At 61.8% G+C, this 17,343-nt stretch carries 16 protein-coding genes; 9 read left to right on the top strand and 7 right to left on the bottom strand.

Going from position 1 to position 17,343, the window contains the following annotated elements; translation table 11 throughout:
- Nucleotides 1–71 precede the first annotated feature (71 nt).
- Nucleotides 72–953 carry a LysR family transcriptional regulator gene (locus ACR0DO_RS03565; RefSeq protein WP_170441017.1) on the top strand — a complete coding sequence of 294 codons (882 nt, stop codon included), beginning with the start codon at nt 72–74 and terminating at the stop codon, nt 951–953.
- Here the strand turns inward: ACR0DO_RS03565 and ACR0DO_RS03560 are convergent.
- Nucleotides 950–1,906, bottom strand: coding sequence for an NADPH:quinone oxidoreductase family protein (locus ACR0DO_RS03560; protein WP_480556764.1), 957 nt, complete (start codon nt 1,904–1,906; stop codon nt 950–952). The two genes, ACR0DO_RS03565 and ACR0DO_RS03560, sit on opposite strands and share 4 nt — an antisense overlap.
- 328 nt (nt 1,907–2,234) lie before the next feature.
- Between ACR0DO_RS03560 and ACR0DO_RS03555 the strand changes: the two genes are divergently transcribed.
- The 3 genes from ACR0DO_RS03555 (at nt 2,235) to ACR0DO_RS03545 (ending at nt 4,894) form a co-directional block, all read left to right on the top strand.
- Nucleotides 2,235–2,606, top strand: coding sequence for a helix-turn-helix domain-containing protein (locus tag ACR0DO_RS03555; RefSeq protein ID WP_480556763.1), 372 nt, complete (start codon nt 2,235–2,237; stop codon nt 2,604–2,606).
- A 45-nt stretch (nt 2,607–2,651) separates the two neighbouring features.
- Complete coding sequence (hisN, locus tag ACR0DO_RS03550; protein WP_480556762.1) at nt 2,652–3,443, top strand: histidinol-phosphatase; 792 nt, start codon at nt 2,652–2,654, stop codon at nt 3,441–3,443.
- Between the two features lie 116 nt (nt 3,444–3,559).
- Complete coding sequence (locus tag ACR0DO_RS03545; RefSeq protein ID WP_480556761.1) at nt 3,560–4,894, top strand: 8-oxoguanine deaminase; 1,335 nt, start codon at nt 3,560–3,562, stop codon at nt 4,892–4,894.
- On the opposite strand, the gene guaD is transcribed toward ACR0DO_RS03545, so the two are convergent.
- Entirely contained in the window at nt 4,891–6,180 is a 1,290-nt protein-coding gene (gene guaD / locus ACR0DO_RS03540) for a guanine deaminase (protein WP_480556760.1), read from the bottom strand. The two genes, ACR0DO_RS03545 and guaD, sit on opposite strands and share 4 nt — an antisense overlap.
- A gap of 139 nt (nt 6,181–6,319) precedes the next feature.
- On the opposite strand from guaD, the gene mgtE reads away from it, so the two are divergent.
- Both mgtE and ACR0DO_RS03530 read left to right on the top strand, forming a co-directional pair.
- Nucleotides 6,320–7,714 carry a magnesium transporter gene (gene mgtE, locus ACR0DO_RS03535; RefSeq protein ID WP_480556759.1) on the top strand — a complete coding sequence of 465 codons (1,395 nt, stop codon included), beginning with the start codon at nt 6,320–6,322 and terminating at the stop codon, nt 7,712–7,714.
- Nucleotides 7,711–8,274: a 5-formyltetrahydrofolate cyclo-ligase gene (locus tag ACR0DO_RS03530; protein WP_480556758.1), complete on the top strand. Its 564-nt coding sequence runs from the start codon at nt 7,711–7,713 to the stop codon at nt 8,272–8,274. Before mgtE ends, ACR0DO_RS03530 begins: the two co-directional genes overlap by 4 nt.
- A gap of 5 nt (nt 8,275–8,279) precedes the next feature.
- Here the strand turns inward: ACR0DO_RS03530 and ACR0DO_RS03525 are convergent, their stop codons facing one another.
- A complete protein-coding gene (locus tag ACR0DO_RS03525; RefSeq protein WP_480556757.1) occupies nt 8,280–8,513 on the bottom strand; it encodes a putative hemolysin in 234 nt (77 codons plus the stop codon).
- A gap of 89 nt (nt 8,514–8,602) precedes the next feature.
- On the opposite strand from ACR0DO_RS03525, the gene ACR0DO_RS03520 reads away from it, so the two are divergent.
- The 3 genes from ACR0DO_RS03520 to ACR0DO_RS03510 all read left to right on the top strand — a co-directional run bounded on the left by ACR0DO_RS03520 (nt 8,603) and on the right by ACR0DO_RS03510 (nt 12,120).
- Nucleotides 8,603–9,418, top strand: a complete 816-nt coding sequence (locus tag ACR0DO_RS03520) for a TIGR00282 family metallophosphoesterase (protein WP_480556756.1) — start codon at nt 8,603–8,605, stop codon at nt 9,416–9,418.
- An 80-nt stretch (nt 9,419–9,498) separates the two neighbouring features.
- A complete protein-coding gene (locus ACR0DO_RS03515; protein WP_480556755.1) occupies nt 9,499–11,277 on the top strand; it encodes an SLC13 family permease in 1,779 nt (592 codons plus the stop codon).
- A 96-nt stretch (nt 11,278–11,373) separates the two neighbouring features.
- Nucleotides 11,374–12,120 (top strand): YbaY family lipoprotein, encoded by a 747-nt coding sequence (locus tag ACR0DO_RS03510; protein ID WP_480556754.1) that lies wholly within the window; start codon nt 11,374–11,376, stop codon nt 12,118–12,120.
- On the opposite strand, the gene ACR0DO_RS03505 is transcribed toward ACR0DO_RS03510, so the two are convergent.
- The 4 genes from ACR0DO_RS03505 to ACR0DO_RS03490 all read right to left on the bottom strand — a co-directional run bounded on the left by ACR0DO_RS03505 (nt 12,121) and on the right by ACR0DO_RS03490 (nt 17,247).
- Complete coding sequence (locus tag ACR0DO_RS03505; RefSeq protein WP_480556753.1) at nt 12,121–13,782, bottom strand: FAD-binding dehydrogenase; 1,662 nt, start codon at nt 13,780–13,782, stop codon at nt 12,121–12,123.
- 11 nt (nt 13,783–13,793) lie between these two features.
- A complete protein-coding gene (locus tag ACR0DO_RS03500; RefSeq protein ID WP_480556752.1) occupies nt 13,794–14,651 on the bottom strand; it encodes a bile acid:sodium symporter family protein in 858 nt (285 codons plus the stop codon).
- Nucleotides 14,652–14,723: 72 nt separating this feature from the next.
- On the bottom strand, nt 14,724–15,458 hold the full coding sequence (locus ACR0DO_RS03495) for a glutamine amidotransferase (RefSeq protein ID WP_480556751.1): 735 nt from the start codon (nt 15,456–15,458) through the stop codon (nt 14,724–14,726).
- A 16-nt stretch (nt 15,459–15,474) separates the two neighbouring features.
- Nucleotides 15,475–17,247: an SLC13 family permease gene (locus ACR0DO_RS03490; protein ID WP_480556750.1), complete on the bottom strand. Its 1,773-nt coding sequence runs from the start codon at nt 17,245–17,247 to the stop codon at nt 15,475–15,477.
- Nucleotides 17,248–17,343: the final 96 nt, after the last annotated feature.

Genomic DNA, 17,343 nt, shown 5'->3' with positions numbered 1-17,343 from the left:
GATTTATATGACGCGATAGGGCACATTTTGAAAATGAATGTTTATGAAGTGACACATAAGGATTCGTGAACATGCGAAATCTGGACATTACGACCTTGCGGTCATTCGTGGCGGTGGCGGATCAGGGCGGCGTGACACGCGCTGCCGGGTTCCTGCACCTGACGCAATCTGCGGTATCGATGCAGCTGAAACGGCTGGAAGAGCTGCTGGGCCTCGAACTGCTGGACCGCAGCGGTCGGACAATCGCGCTGACCGCGTCCGGCGAGCAGCTGCTGGCCTATGCCCGCCGCATGATCGCGCTGAATGATGAGGTGATCTCGAAACTCACCGATCAGGCGTTCGAGGGTGAGGTGGTGCTGGGCGTGCCGCATGACATTGTGTACCCGGCGATTCCCCGGGTGTTGCAGCGGTTCAATGCGGATTTTCCACGGGTGCGGGTGCAGTTGGTGTCTTCCTACTCGCTGCAGCTGAAAGACATGCTCAAGCGTGGCGAGTGCGACCTGATTCTGACGACCGAAGCAAACAGGGGTGATGGTGCTGAAACCGTCGCGGAACTGCCGCTGCGCTGGATTGGCGCGCCCGGCGGGTCGGCCTGGCGCAAACGGCCGATTCCAATTGCGGTGGGGCGTCGGTGCATGTTCCGGCCGCAAATGATCGCAGCGCTGGATGAGGCAGGCCTACCGTGGGAGCTGTCGGTGGAAACCGAAAACGACCGCACCATCGAGGCCACCGTGTCCGCCGATCTGGCGATTCACGCAATGCTGGACGGCACCGAGGCGGCGCATCTGGTGCAGATCGACGATGGCGGTGTGCTGCCAGATCTGCCTGCGCATATGATCAACCTGTACGGCGGAGAGCCCGGACGTGGCCCCGTGGTCGAGGCGTTGACCGATCTCGTTCGGCAAAATTTCCGTATGCTCGGCAGTAGCCCCCTGAAGGCGGTTGTCGGCTAAGGGGCGATTACGACCTTGCCGGTCGCCGTACGGTCTCGCAGCAGTTGCAGGCCTTTCTCGGCGTCCGTCAAGGGCAGCAGGTGGCTGATATGGGGTTTGATTTTACCCTCGGCGTGCCAGCGAAACAGGGTTTCAAAGCTGTTCCGTACGATCTGAGGCCGGAAGGTCAGGTACCCCCCGATATAGAATCCGATCACCGTCAGGTTCTTGACCAGCAGGTGGTTGGCCGGAATCTGCGGAACCTCTCCACCCGCAAAACCGATGGGTAGCAGGCGCCCTTCAGGGTTGGTGGCGCGGAAAGCGGCCTTGAACACGTCGCCGCCGATTGCGTCATACGCGACATCCGCGCCGCCAAGCTGTTTGACCCGCGTGCGCAGATCCTCGGATGCGTCGATCAGGTGGTCCGCCCCGGCGGCCTGCGCCACGGCCAGCTTATCCGCGCCCCGGGCCTGAGCGATCACGGTCGCGCCCATCAGTTTGCCGATCTCGACCGCTGTCAGGCCGACACCACCTGCCGCGCCCGTGACCAACAGGGTCTCGCCGGGTTGCAGGCGGGCGCGGTGGTCCAGTGCGATGTGGCTGGTGCCATAGGCGATCTGGATGGCCGCTGCGTCTTCGAAGCTCATCGATTCGGGCAGGGGAATCGCGCGGTCCGCGTCGAACACTCCGAATTCGGCCAAACCGCCCTGACCGGAATAGACCGCGATCCGGTCTCCCGCTTTCAGATGTGACACACCGGGACCGACTGCATCGACCACTCCGGCGATTTCCATGCCCTGTGTGAAGGGGGCGGGCGGCGTGTCCTGATACGTACCCTTCTGCATCAGCAGGTCGGCAAAGTTCAGACCGCAGGCCTTGATAGCGACCCGCACCTGACCTTCCAGAGGCTGCGGGATGTCAATATCGCAAAGCCGGGCGGCCGCGCCCTGGGTTGGAATTCGATAGGCCAGCATGAGTGTGCTCCTGTGGTTAGGCGCATAGGTTCGTGCTGCTTGGGGTTTGTCAATCTCTTAGCCGGGGATTGAGTGTGGCAGCCGCGTCAGACTTACCCTGCGGCAGGGACGTGTGCCGGACTGGCGCGGCACAACTTTAAACATCTGCTCTGCGAAACAGATTCAACCTTCTTGAAAAAATACCGAAAAAGCGCAATATTGTCTGAGGTGCTGATTTGGGGGCATGTTCCTGATTAGGAAGTAGTTAAGGGCGGCTCGCTACTGTTGCGTTAAAAAGGCATGTCGCGCACTCAAATCGGTTGTGTGTGTAGTTTAGAGGAGAATACCAATGACCCATCACGTCGATGTCCATGTGGGCAAGCGCGTCCGGCATCGCCGCTGGCTGATTGGCATGACCCAGCAGCAGTTGGCGCAGCAAGTTGGTATTAAGTTTCAACAAATTCAGAAATATGAAACGGGTGCCAACCGGATCAGCGCATCCCGCCTGTGGGACATCGCCGAGGCATTGGATGTGCCTGTCAGCTTTTTCTTTGAAGGTTTGGAAGAGGCCGAAAAAGAAGCATCCGGCAAGAAATCGGTTCCGGCCGATCTGATGGGGGACAAGGAAGCTCTGGATCTGGTGCGTTCCTACTATGCGATCCCTGAAAATCAACGCCGACGTCTGTTTGAACTGGCCCGGGTGCTGAGCGACGTCGCCTGAGCGAACGGGCTTGACTCTGGCACGCGCGGGCCGCACGGGTAGCGCATGCAAGAGACCATTTTGAGCGATCTGGATGTTGCCGAGGAAATGGCCGACGCTGCACGCGCGGCCATTCTTCCATTTTTCAGGCAATCCAATCTTGAGACCGACAACAAACTGGCCGAGGGCTTTGATCCGGTAACGGTTGCCGATCGGGCTGCCGAGCAGGCCATGCGCGCGGTTCTGGCAAAACACCGGCCCGATGACGGTATCTTTGGGGAAGAGTTCGGCCAGGTTCAGGGCATCAGCGGCCGGACTTGGGTGCTGGACCCGATCGACGGTACGCGCGGTTTCATCTGCGGAACACCCACTTGGGGCGTGCTGATCGCGCTGAGCACACCGGACGGTCCGGTTCTGGGCGTCATTGACCAACCCTATATTGGCGAGCGTTTTGTGGGGTCGGCTGATATCGCGCGGGTGACCGGCCCAACCGGCACGGTCCCATTGAAGACCCGCCTGACCTCCGGCCTGGACCAGGCGGTACTGTTCACCACTTTCCCCGAGGTCGGAACCCCCGAAGACCGCGCCGGGTTCGAGGCCGTGGCGCAACAGGTGCGTCTGACGCGCTATGGCATGGATTGTTATGCCTATGCTCTGCTGGCTGCGGGGCAGGTCGATCTGGTGATCGAGGCTGGCCTGAATGCCTATGACATTCAGGCGCCGATTGCGGTGATCGAAGCGGCTGGCGGTGTTGTCACTGATTGGCAGGGTGGCCTGGTGCATGAGGGCGGGCGCGTGCTGGCGGCCGCGAATACCACGTTGCACGCGGCGGCGCTGGAGATCTTGCGCCAACACTGAAAGTGATTGCCGGGTCTGAAACGGTCGGCTAGGGTTTGCCCGGCTGGTTCTTGTACCCGTTTTCCGCCAGCCAACGCTCTTCTTGCACGAAACGGGTGTAAAGCAAGGGGGGCGGAATGACCGAATTCCTGATTAAGAATGCAGACACCATCCTGACGATGGACGATTCGCGCCGTGAACTCTCTGGCGCGGATATCCTGATCCGAGGCGGGCAGATCGAACAGATTGGCCGCGGCCTGACAACCACCGGTGAGGTTCACGATGCCGCCGGGTGTGTCGTGACACCGGGCTTGGTGAACACCCATCACCATCTTTATCAGACCCTGACCCGCGCGGTGCCCGGCGGGCAGGATGCGCTGCTGTTTGGCTGGTTGAAGACGCTCTATCCCATCTGGTCCCGCTTTGGGCCGGAAGAGATGTTTGTTTCGGCCCAGATCGGCCTGGCCGAACTGGCCTTGTCCGGATGCACGCTCAGTTCTGACCACCTTTATCTGTACCCGAACGGTGCACGGCTGGATGACACGATTGCGGCGGCGTCCGAGATCGGCCTGCGGTTTCACCCCACCCGCGGCGCCATGAGCATTGGCGAAAGCGATGGTGGCCTGCCGCCGGATTCGCTGGTCGAAGACGAGGCCGCGATCCTCGAGGATATGATCCGGGTCGTAGATGCGTTTCACGACCCTTCCGAGGGCGCGATGTGCCGTGTCGGGCTGGCGCCGTGTTCCCCGTTCTCGGTCAGCCGTGATCTGATGCGGGATGCTGCGATTCTGGCGCGGGACAAGGGCGTGATGCTGCACACCCATCTGGCGGAGAATGACGAAGATATCGCCTATTCACAGGCGCAGTTCGGCTGTCGTCCGGGGCAATATGCCGAGGAGCTGGGCTGGACCGGAGCGGATGTCTGGCACGCCCATTGCGTCAAGCTGGACGGGGCCGAGATCGATCTGTTCGCCAGAACCGGGACCGGTGTCGCGCATTGCCCCTGTTCCAATTGCCGTCTGGGTTCGGGCATCGCACCAGTTCGTGCGATGCGTGATCGGGGCGTGTCGGTTGGACTGGGGGCGGATGGGTCAGCCAGCAACGACAATGGCAACCTGATCCTCGAGGCGCGTCAGGCCATGTTGCTGCAACGTGTGGCGAACGGTGCGGATGCGATGTCTTCCCGCGAAGCGCTGGAGATCGCAACGCGTGGCGGCGCCGACGTTCTGAACCGACCCGATTGCGGACGGCTGGAACCCGGCAAGCGCGCCGACATTGCCATCTGGGATACGCGTGGCATTGAAAGCGCAGGCAGTTGGGACCCGGCGGCGTTGCTGCTGGCCGGGCCAATGAATGTGAAACATCTGTTTGTTGAAGGCCGTCAGATCGTGCGCGACGGGCATGTCACCACATTGGACATGCCCCGTGTGATCGCGCGGCAGAACCAGTTGGCGCGCGCGCTGCAGCCCTAGTGGCTGACGCGTTCACCGGCGATCCAGACTTCGGAAATCGCCCTGTCGTCACCCATCATGATGGTGGGGAAGATGGCCTCCCATAAGTCGTCGGCACAGGCTTCGCGCTGGGCGATGGCCGGGGTCGATGCGAGATCGAGGACGATCAGGTCGGCCTCCATCCCCGGTGCGACATTGCCGATGCAATCGTCCATCCGTAATGTGCGCGCCGATCCCACGGTGCCCAGCCACAGCAGTTGCGCGGCGTGCAGGGGTGCGCCCCGCAGCTGCCCGATCTCATAGGCGGCGGCCATCGTGCGCAGCATCGAGAAACTGGACCCGCCACCGGTATCCGTCGCAAGCCCGACGCGGTGGCCGTCCCGCATCAGCCCGGTCATGTCGAACAGGCCCGAGCCGATGAACGTGTTCGAGGTCGGACAATGGATCAGCGCCGCGTCGACCTCGCGCAGCCGGTCGCGTTCGCGCGATTCCAGGTGGATGACGTGGCCATAGACGCCATGAGATCCCAGCAGGCCGAATTTCTCGTAGGTATCCAGATAATCGCGCGCCTCGGGGAACAGCTCGCGGACCCAGGCGATCTCGTCGGTCTGTTCGCTCAGGTGGGTTTGCATCAGGCAATGCGGGTGCTCGGCCCAGAGAGCGCCCATCGCCTCAAGCTGTTCGGGCGTGGAGGTGGGGGAAAAGCGCGGAGTGATGGCGTAAGACAGCCGGTCGATCCCGTGCCATTTTGCAAGCAGCGCTTCGGATTGGTCATATGCTGTCCGGGCCGTGTCCCGCAGCCCCTCGGGCGCGTTGCGGTCCATGCAGGTTTTACCGGCGACCACACGCTGATTGCGCGCTTGCGCGGCGGTAAAGAAGGCATCGACGCTTTCGGGGTGGATGGTGCAGAAACTGCACATCGTCGTGGTGCCGTGCGCGGCGGTCAGGTCCAGATACCGGTTGGCGATCTCGGACGCATAGGCCGGGTCGCCGAACTTCATCTCTTCGGGGAACGTATAGGTGTTCAGCCAGTCGATCAGGCGCTTGCCCCAGCTGGCGATCATGGCGGTCTGCGGATAGTGCACATGGGCATCTACGAAACCTGCCATGATGACGCGCTGACCGTAGTCGACTACGGCAGCGTCCGGATGGGCGGCGCGCAGGCTGTCAGCATCCGCCACGGCGGCAATGCGGCCGTCTTCGACCAGAACCGCCTCGCTGATTTTGACGGCGTCGACCGGCTCACCCTCGAAAGGTGAACCGGTGAAACTCAGGACACGTCCTTTCAGCAGCGTTTTTTGCGCCATTTTCCTTCATCTCCGCCTGTATGGGACTGCGAAACAGCATAGGCGGGCGAAACTTGTCGGTAAATCGCCGCATTGTCATTGTTTTCCGGTAGCAGCTTCTTCTAATTAGGGGCCAATGACCGAATGATACGGGGCAGACATGACAACAGGCTTTGATGAACCCGTAAATGACGCGCACAGCGATGAGGATGTCTATGCGCTGGATCGCAAGACCGTAGCGGCCATTTTATACGCGGTCGATGTGGAAGACCGCGAAAAGCTGGTCGAGCTGATGGAGCCGCTGCACCCGGCCGACATCGCCGACCTTCTGGAACAGATCAATCCGTATGACCGTGCCCGCCTGATCCGTCTGTATGACAAGGAGTTTGACGGCGACATCCTCTCGGAGCTCGATGAGGCGGTGCGCGAAGAGATCATCGGCATCCTGAAGCCCGACGTTCTGGCCGACGCCGTGCGCGAGATGGAAAGCGACGACGTTGTCGACCTGCTGGAAGACCTTGAAGAGCCGCAGCAGGAGGCGATCCTTGATGCGCTGGAAGATTCCGAGCGGATCGCAGCGGAACAGGCGCTGTCCTACCCCGAGAACTCGGCCGGCCGTCTCATGCAGCGCGAGGTGGTCATGGCGCCCGAGCATTGGGCGGTGGGGCAAGCCATCGACTTCATGCGCGCCAATGATGATCTGCCCGAGCAGTTCTATCACGTTGTTCTGGTCGATCCGCGGCTGAAGCCCGTGGCGCAGGTCACGCTGGGCAAGCTGATGGCCACACGGCGCGAGGTGCCGCTGCACGACATCGCTGAGGAAGAGTTTCACACCATTCCCGTTGATCAGGACGAGGAAGACGTGGCCTATGCCTTCAATCAGTACCACCTGATCTCGGCCCCGGTGGTCGATGCGGATGGGCGGCTGGTTGGTGTGATCACCATCGACGACGCCATGGTTGTTCTGGATGAAGAGCATGAGGAAGATATCCTGCGTCTGGCGGGGGTTAGCGACGAAAGCTCAATCTCGGACAGCGTGGCGGCGACCAGCCGGCGGCGCCTTCCGTGGCTGGCGGTGAACCTGTGTACGGCGATCTGTGCCTCGCTGGTGATTTCACAGTTCGAGGCGGCGATTGATCAGTTGGTAGCGCTGGCGATTCTGATGCCGATCGTGGCGTCGATGGGCGGCAATGCAGGGACGCAATCGCTGACGGTTGCGGTGCGTGCACTGGCGACGCGCGACCTGACCAACGCCAACGTCATGCGCGTGATCCGCCGTGAGTTGTTGGTGGGGATGCTGAACGGGCTGTGTTTTGCCATCGTGCTGGGGACGGTGGGGATGATGTGGTTCGATTCTCCGATGTTGGGTGTCGTGATCGGATCGGCCTTGGTCGTGAACATGGTCATCGCAGGCTTTGCAGGTACGGTAGTACCGGTGGTGCTGGACCGCATGGGTGTTGACCCTGCGCTGGCGTCGGGGACCTTTGTGACGACCACGACGGATGTCATGGGGTTCTTTATTTTTCTGGGGCTTGCCAGCGTGGTGCTACTGTGACCGATCTGACCGACATCAAAGCCGCCGCGCGCAAGGCGGCTTTTGCGCGCCGCAAGGCTGCGTTTGACACCCGTCTACCCGGAGCCGCCGGGCGCCTGTCCGAAGTTCTGGCCGGGCACCGGGGCGTGCCTCTGTCTGGCTACATGCCGATCCGGACCGAAATTGATCCGCTGGCTGCAATGGCCGAGGCCTCGGCTTATGGCCCTGTTGGTGTGCCGGTGATCCAAGCTGCCGGGCAGCCGCTGAAGTTTTCCCGCTGGACGCCCGAGGGCGCGCTGAAAGACGGACCTTTCGGTGCCAAAGTGCCCGAGCTTGATGATTACTTCGACCCGGAGATTTTAATCGTTCCGCTGGTCGCCTTCGATGCGCAGGGCGGACGATTGGGCTATGGCGGCGGGTTCTATGACCGCACGCTGGAAGGGCTGCGCGCCAAGCGCCCGACATTGGCCATCGGGTTTGCCTTTGACGAGCAAGAGGCCGAAGGGCTGCCCCTGGAGCCCACCGATCAGCCGCTGGATATGGTGATCACGGAAAGCCGTGTGCTGACCTTTTCGGCCTGATTGCCTCAGGTCGGGCTGTTTTCGCGGAAATATTCCCAGGCATCGACTTCGCGCCCATCGGGCAGAATGCAGACGCCTGATTGCCCGTTGTCGCCGTCGCGAATTTCGTATCTTGCACCGCTTTCCACGCAGAAGGTGGCCGCTGGGTTTGCCAGTTCGGTGGATGATTCCGATGTGGGTACCTCATCGCAAGCGGCGAGTGCGATCAGGCCAAGAGCGGCAATAAGGGGGCGAGGCATCAAGAATCTCCTGTTGAAAGGGCTTTGGCGGATTATGCAGGCAGCTTAACCACTTGTGCTTGGCCATTACCACACTTAGGACAGGTTGGATGAGGATACTTTTTCTGGGTGACGTCATGGGCCGCGCGGGGCGCACGGCCGTACAGCAACATCTGCCGCGTCTGCGTGATGAATGGCGGCTGGATTTTGTAGTGGTCAATGGCGAGAACGCCTCGAACGGGATGGGTCTGACCGGGGATCACGCCAAGCTGCTGCTGGACGCCGGTGCGGATTGTCTGACGCTGGGCGATCACGCGTTCGACCAGAAAGACATGTTGCAGTTCATCGAGAAAGAGTCGCGCATCGTGCGTCCGGTGAACTTCGCCAAAGGCGCGCCGGGGCGGGGGCATCGCTTGTTCAACGCACCCGGAGGCCGCAAGGTGCTGGTCGTGCAGGTGCTAGGACAGGTCTTCATGAAGCGGCCCTTCGATGATCCGTTCTCGGCCATTGAACCGATCCTGAAATCGCACCCGCGCGGCGGGCAGGCGCAGGCCATCATCGTCGATATGCACTGCGAGGCGACGTCCGAGAAGATGGCAATGGGGCATTACTGCGACAAACGCGCCAGCCTTGTGGTGGGGACGCATACCCATGTGCCCACGGCAGACGCGCAGATCTTGCCGGGCGGTACGGCCTATCTGACCGACGCCGGCATGTGCGGGGACTATGACTCGGTGATCGGCATGGACAAGGTCGAACCGATGCGCCGCTTCATCACCGGGATGCCCAAGGCGCGGTTCACTCCGGCCAATGGCGAGGCTACGCTGAGCGGTGTGTTCGTCGAGACCGACGACCGCGACGGTCAGGCGAAATCTGTGCAGATGGTGCGCGTTGGCGGGCGCCTGCAACAAGCTGGGCCGCAGTAAGGCTTGCTCTGCCGCGCGCAATGCGGGAAACTGCCCGACGGGCGCGCAAGCCAGGCCAAGGTTCGGACACAAAACCAAGAATGCAATTCCTTCAACTGACAGAAACGGGCAGCGCGATCGTGGCGCTGATGGTCGTTGCAGGCATGTTCGTCATGTTCCTGCGCGAGGTTTACCCGACCGAAGTGGTCGCCATCGGTGGCGTGGCCATCATGCTGGTGACCGGCATCCTGCCGTACCAGAGCGCGCTGGCCGTGCTGTCCAACCCGGCGCCTTGGACCATCGCGGCGATGTTCATCATCATGGGCGCCCTCGTGCGGACGGGGGCGCTGGATGCGTTTACCTCGACCGCGCAAAAGCAGGCGCAGGTGAATCCGCGATTTGCCATCGGTCTGTTGATGGCATTTGTCGTACTGGCCTCAGCGGTGGTGTCGAACACGCCGGTCGTTGTGGTAATGATCCCGGTCTTTGTGCAGATTGCGCGCACGCTGAATGTTCCGGCCTCGAAACTGCTGATCCCGCTGAGCTACGCGGCAATTCTGGGCGGCACGCTCACGCTGATCGGAACCTCGACCAACCTGCTGGTGGATGGTGTTGCGCGGGCGCAGGGTATGAAGGCGTTTTCGATCCTCGAGGTCACGCCGCTGGGCATCGCTCTGGTGATCTATGGCATGGTCTATCTGCGTTTCGTCGCGCCGCGCCTGTTGCCGGACCGCGACAGCATGGCAACGCTGCTGTCCGACCGGTCCAAGATGAAGTTCTTCACCGAGGCCGTCATTCCCCCCGAAAGCAACCTGATCGGGCGCGAGGTGACAGGGGTGCAGCTGTTCAAACGTCCTGGCGTGCGTCTGATTGACGTTATCCGGGGCGACGAGTCGCTGCGGCGCAACCTGAAAGGGGTTGAGCTGAAGCTTGGTGACCGCGTCGTTCTGCGCACCGAGATGACCGAGCTGCTGAGCCTGCAAAGCAACAAGGAACTCAAGCGCGTCGATCAGGTTTCGGCGGTTGAAACCAAGACCGTTGAGGTGCTGATCACACCGGGTTGCCGCATGGTCGGCCGAACGCTCGGCGCACTGCGCTTGCGCCGCCGGTATGGTGTCTATGTGCTGGCGGTGCATCGGCGGAACCAGAATATCGGGCGTCAGCTGGATGATCTGGTGGTGCGGGTCGGCGATACGCTGCTGCTGGAAGGCTCGCCCGCGGATATCCAAAAGCTGGCATCTGACATGGACATGGTCGACGTCACCCAGCCCTCGGCCCGTGCGTTCCGGCGCAGCCATGCGCCGATTGCCATCGGCGCGCTGGTCGGAATCGTCGTGCTGGCCGCGATGGGTGTGGCGCCGATCCTGCTGCTGTCGGTTCTGGCGGTCGCGGTGGTGCTGCTGACCCGCTGCATCGACGCGGATGAGGCATTTTCCTTTGTCGAGGGCCGTCTGCTGGCGCTGATCTTTTCGATGCTGGCCATCGGTGCGGCGCTGGACAAATCCGGGGCCGTTTCGCTGATTGTCGAAGCGATCGCTCCGGGTCTGAGCGTGCTGCCGCCCTTCCTGATCATTTGGGCCGTCTATCTGCTGACCTCGGTGCTGACTGAACTGGTGTCGAACAACGCGGTGGCCGTGGTGGTGACGCCGATTGCCATCGGTCTGGCGCAGGCGGTCGGGATCGACCCGCGTCCGCTGGTGGTGGCGGTCATGGTGGCGGCGTCGGCCTCGTTCGCAACGCCCATCGGATACCAGACCAACATGATGGTCTATGGGCCGGGGGGCTACCGGTTTACCGATTTCCTGAAAGTCGGAGTGCCGCTGAACCTGACGGTCGGATTGCTGGCATCCTTGCTGATCCCATTCATCTGGCCATTGTAAAGGCGGCGCGGAATCGCCGATCTGCGCTTGCTGCCCTTGTAAATGCCGATCCGGCCACGATGTTTTCAACAAAGAAGAATGTGAAAGGATCGGATTATGCCTTTTCCAAAGCTCGGCCAGGCCATTGTCGCCGTCGCAATCGCGCTGACCATTATCGGCGGCCAAAGCCATGCCGGAACGGTCACGGGAACGGCGACCTATCGCGAGCGGATCGCGGTGCCCGAAGATGCAACATTGTATGTCGAGTTGCAGGACATCTCACTGGCCGATGCGCCCGCTGTCACGCTGGCCGCCCAACGATACGCACTGACCGGTGTGCCGGCCGCGTTCGAACTGACCTTTGACGACGCGCTGATCCGCGACGGCATGACCTATGCGGTTCAAGCCTCGATTCATCGCGACGGGCAATTGCTGTTCACCACCGATACGGTGCATCCGGTGCTGACCAACGGGGGCGGGGATAAGACCGACCTTGTTCTGGTGCAGGTGGGCGGCCAGGGCGCTGCCACGCTTGAGAACTCCAACTGGACCGCGATTGGTATCAACGGCGACGTGCTGAACACCGAACGCCCGCCACAGCTTGATTTTGCCCAAGGCGGCGCGTTCAGCGGCACGGGCGGGTGCAACCGTTTTACGGGGCAAGCCGAATTGTCGGGCAACGCGCTTGAGTTTCCGGACAACATTGCTGCCACGCTGATGGCCTGCCCGCCCGAACTGGAGGCGGTCGAAGACCAGTTCTTTGCCGCCCTGCAAGGCGTATCCAGCTATGCGATGGCGGGGGACAGCCTGGTACTGTTGGATGCGGCAGGCGAGCCGGTGCTCAAGTTCATGCGCACGCCGTAATCACGCAACGGCCCGTGACCGCCCCGCATTGCGGCCCGAGAAGATGCAGCCGCCCAGGAAGGACCCTTCGAGCGCGTTGTAGCCATGGTAGCCACCGCCGCCGAATCCTGCGACCTCTCCGGCCGCGAACAGGCCGGGAACAACCTGACCGTCTGCGCCGATCATCTGGCTGTCGAGATTGGTTTGCAGCCCGCCCAGCGTCTTGCGGGTCAGCACGTGCAGCTTCACCGCGATCAGCGGGCCGTTGGCCGGATCAAGGAATTTGTGCGGCTTGGCGGTGCGGATCAGCTTGTCGCCGCGATAGTTGCGCGCAGCCAGAATGGCCGCCATCTGCGCGTCTTTGGTAAAGGGGTTGTCGACCTGACTATCCCGTGCCTCGATCTGGGCCCGCAGATGAGATTCGTCGATCAGACCACCGCCTAGCTGGTTCATCCCGCTGACCAGTTCGGTCAGCGTATTGGCGACGATGAAATCCTCACCGTGGTCCTTGAACGCCTCGACCGGCGCGGTGGCCTTTGATCCGGTCAGGACGCGTTGAAACAGTACTTCGCGCCAGCCGCCATCGGTCATGTCGGGGTTCTGTTCCGAGCCGGACAGGGCGAATTCCTTCTTGATCACCTTCTGGGTCAGCACAAACCAGCTGTATTCATACCCGGTTTTCAGGATTTCCTTCAGCGTACCCAGCGTGTCGAACCCCGGCATACAGGGCGGTTTCAGCCGGTTGCCACGCGCATCGAACCACATGGAGCTTGGGCCGGGCAGGATACGAATGCCATGCGAGGGCCAGATCGGATTCCAGTTGCGCACGCCTTCGGTGTAATGCCACATCCGGTCGCCGTTGATGACGTGGCCGCCAGCCTTTTCGCTGATGCCGATCATGCGGCCATCGACGTGGAACGGGACTCCTGCCACCATGTCCTTGGGCGGCTCGCCCAGCCGGTCGCGGGGCCAGTTCTTGCGCACCATCTCGAAATTGCCACCAATCCCGCCCGAGGTGACGATGACCGAGGGCGCATAGACCTCAAACTCGCCGACCTCATCGCGGTTGGTCTTGGCACCATGAGGGGCCGTGTCATCGGCCAGAACTTCGCCTGACACGCCTTTGGTGCCGCCGTTCTGCATGATGATATGGCTGACCTGATGGCGGAATTTCAGCTCGATCAACCCGGCGCTGACATGGTCCTGCACGCGGCGGATGAAGTGTTTCAGGACGCCCGGACCAGTGCCCCATGTGATGTGAAACCGCGGGACCGAGTTGCCGTGAGCGTCTGCATACGACCCGCCTCGTTCAGCCCAGCCGACGATGGGGAACCAGCGCAGGCCCATCTCATGCAGCCAGGGGCGCATCTCTCCGGCGGCGAATTCCACATAGGCTTCGGCCCATTTGCGGGGCCAGACGTCTTCGTCGCGGTCGAACTGCGCGCTGCCCATCCAGTCGCGCAAGGCCAGATCGTGGCTGTCCTTGATCCCCATGCGCCGCTGTTCCGGAGTGTCGACCATGAACAGCCCGCCGAGGCTCCAGAACGCTTGCCCGCCCAGAAAACGCTCGGGTTCCTGATCCAGCACGATCACCTTCTTGCCGCGATCCCCCAACTCGGCCGCGGCGGCCAGACCGGCCAGCCCGGCCCCCACGACGATGGCATCAGCAGTGTTGTTGGTCATGTCTTGTCCTTTCAGCGGCTGCGGAGCCAGCCGATATACGGCAGCGCCACGACATACATCATGATACCGTAAACGGCCGAGGGCAGGGCAAGCGGGCTGAACCCGCTATCTGTTCCCGTGATCAGCGCCGCCAGAGTGATCCCCAGTGTCGAGTTCTGGATGCCGGTTTCGATTGAGACCGTCTTACTCTCATTCCACGACAGTTTCGCTGCACGCGCCAACCCCAGCCCGATGGCCAGCAGAGCGATGTTCAAGGTGACCAGCCCGGCCCCCATGATCCCAAGGTTTTCAATGAACAGCTGCCAGTTGCCGGCCAGCGCTGCGAGGACGATCAGGACAAAAAGGACGGTGGCCACTTTGGACAAGGGGGCGTCAATCCGTTCTGCAAAGGCGGGCGCGAAATGGCGCAGGCTAACGCCGATGGCTACGGGCAGGGTTGTGATCAGAAACAGGGCAACGGCCAGACCGGTGATCGAAACCTCGGGTGCATCTTCACCCATGAAATGGGCGATCGACCATGCCGCGAGAATTGGAACCGTCACCAACGATAAAAGACTGATAACCGCAGTCAGACTGACCGACAGCGCAACATCGCCTTTTGCCAATTTGGTCAGGATGTTGCTGGTTACACCTCCGGGGCAAAAGCTGAGCAGCATGAAACCCACCGCGATCTCGGGCGGCAGGGCAAACAGCTTGACGGTGATGAAGGCCGCAATCGGCAGCAGTACCACCTGACTCAGCGCACCGATGGCGAACGGGTAGCCCCGGGTCAGAACGCGGCGGAAATCGGCGACGTGCAGCCCAACGCCCAGAGACAGCATGATAATGGCCAGCGACAGCGGCAGGCCGACATTGATAAGCAGATCCAAGAACAACTCCTCCCAAAGCCGTTCGGACCAGCCTATGCGAGGGTCGAAGTTTCAGGCAACCGCGCCGTTGGGTCACATATAGCGCTGGGCAAAGCGGCGCAGGATTGCGCCGGGTTGGGTGACGTCTGCGGCGTGGCAGATATCGATCAGACGCTGGGCGTCTTCGGGCGGGAAATAGCCGTGGTGCTTGTAGATATTGATACGCTCTTCAAAGTCCCGCGCGTTGGCCTCGGGGTGGAATTGCGTGGCATAGACGTTTTGGCCCCAGCGGATCATCTGAAATGGGCAGGGGTCCGAGGCCACAAGGTGAACGCACCCGTCGGGCAGGGTCTGCACGGCCTCTTTATGGCCGACGAAAGCGTCGAAGGTCTGATCCAGCCCGGCGGTCAGCGGATCGCGCGCGCCGTCGTCGGTCAGGTGACAGGTCGAGGGGCCGACGGGCTCTCCGTACTGGTCCTTGCTGACATCTCCGTCCAAATGTGCGGCGAGAATGCCAAGCCCATAGCAGCAGCCCATGAACGGGTGATCCTTCGCGGTGATCTGAGGCATCAGACCCATGATGGCCGCTTCGATACGGGCATCCATTGGGGATTTCGTGGCCGGGTCGTCACTGACGCAACCGGGACCGCCGCCAACGATCACTCCGGCATAGTCGGTTACATTCAATCCTGCGGGCAGATCCTCACAATCCAGGCGAATGCGGTGGGTCTGATCCGGCGACAGGCCGGTCTTGTCGAGGATCGAGGCGTATTCGGCGTCCGACGCTTCGGTTTCGGGGCGCAGTTGCAGGATCAGAAATCGTTTCATGGCATGCCTTTATCCGTCAAAGCGGCCAGAAGACAAGAATGGCGGGGATGGAAACCGCGACGATGAGGATTTCCAGCGGCAGCCCCATGCGCCAGTAGTCGCCAAAACGATAGCCGCCGGGGCCAAGGACCAGCGTATTGTTCTTGTGCCCGATGGGGGTGAGGAACGCGGCCGAGGCCGCAACGGCGACCGTCATCAGGAACGGGTCGGGCGAAACCTCTAGCGTGCGGGCCATCTGGATACCCACGGGGGCCGCAACAATGGCAGTAGCGGTGTTGTTCAGCACATCGGACAGGGTCATCGTCACGATCATCAGCACCGTCAGAATGGCCCAGGCGGGTAGGCCGTCGGTCAGCTGCACCAGAGCGTTGGCAATCAGCTCGGTACCGCCCGAGGTCTCCAACGCGCTGCCCAGAGGGATCATTGACCCCAGAAGAACGACCACCGGCCATTCGATATGATTGTAGAGATCGGCAATCGGCATGATCTTGGTCAGCACATAGACCACAACGACCAGCCCCAGCGCAATTGGCAGGTAGATCAGCCCGACACTGGCCGCCAGCACGGCGGCGGCGAACAGCCCGATGGCCAACCATGCCTTGTCGTTCGCAGTGACGTTCAGACCCCGCTGCGCCAGAGGCAGGCAGCGCAGCCATTCGGTCACATCCGCACTGCGGTCGCGGGGGCACAGCAGTAGAAGGATGTCACCCGCCTCAACCTCGGTCTTGCGGACCTGTTCGGTGATGCGGCGGCCCTGGCGCGAAATACCCATCAGCACGGTGCTTTGCCGCCACGCCAGACCCAGCCCTTGCGCGGTGCGTCCGGTAATGCGGGCGCTTTCAGTTGCAACGACTTCGATCACCTCCAGCCCGTCGCCTTCGGCGGTCAGCAACTCCTGACGGCGTGTGTCCGAGAAGTCGAGGTTCAGCGCGGCGCGAAACTCGTCCAGTGCCTCGGGTCGTGCCTCAAGCACCAGCGCATCGCCCTGTTTCAGCGTGGCATGGGCGGACCGGCCATAGCGCCGCTTGCCGTCCCGGATCAGGCCGATGATGGCGACGTCGGACTTCTCTGCGGCCTCATAAAGCTCACTGACCCGTTTGCCGATATGCGGCGATTCCGGGGGGACGGTCAGCTCGGCGATGTACTCGGCCAGCGCCTCGGACGTTTCTTCCTGCGGGCCCCGGTTCGGGATCAAACGCCACCCGACCAGCGAGACGAAAGCCAGCCCGGCAATGGCCGCCAGCCCTCCGACCGGGGCGAAATCGAACATCTTGAACGGCTCGCCCAAGGTCTCTTGCCGGATTGATGCGATGATGATGTTCGGAGGTGTGCCGATCAGCGTCGCCATGCCACCCAGAATGGTGGCAAAGCTTAGCGGCATCAGGGTCAGGCCGACCGAGCGACCCGCCTTGCGTGCGGTTTGGATATCGACCGGCATCAGCAGCGCCAGGGCGGCGACGTTGTTCATGAACGCCGACAGAACGGCGCCGATCCCGCCCATCAGTGCAATATGCGCGCCCAGCCCCCGCGAGGCATCGACCAGAGTGCGGGTGATCAGGAACACAGCGCCGGATCGGACCAACCCGGCCGAAACCACAAGCACCAGCGCCACGATTATGGTTGCGGGGTGCCCGAACCCGGCAAAAGCGTCATCCACCGGGACCACCCCCAGAACAACACCAATCAGCAGCGCGGAAAAGGCCACAAGATCATAGCGAAAGCGCCCCCAGAGAAGCATTCCGAATACAGTGGCGAAAAGGGCAAAAAGAATGATCTGGTCTGTCGTCATGCCGCCACCATACCTGCAAGACGGTCTTGGACAAGCCGCTCTCTTGATCCCATGCCCTGCAAACGTCTATATGAGCGCCGAACACGCAATTACTAT

The organism is Ruegeria sp. AM9 (assembly GCF_056540565.1).
This window is presented reverse-complemented; position numbering and strand designations above follow the sequence as displayed.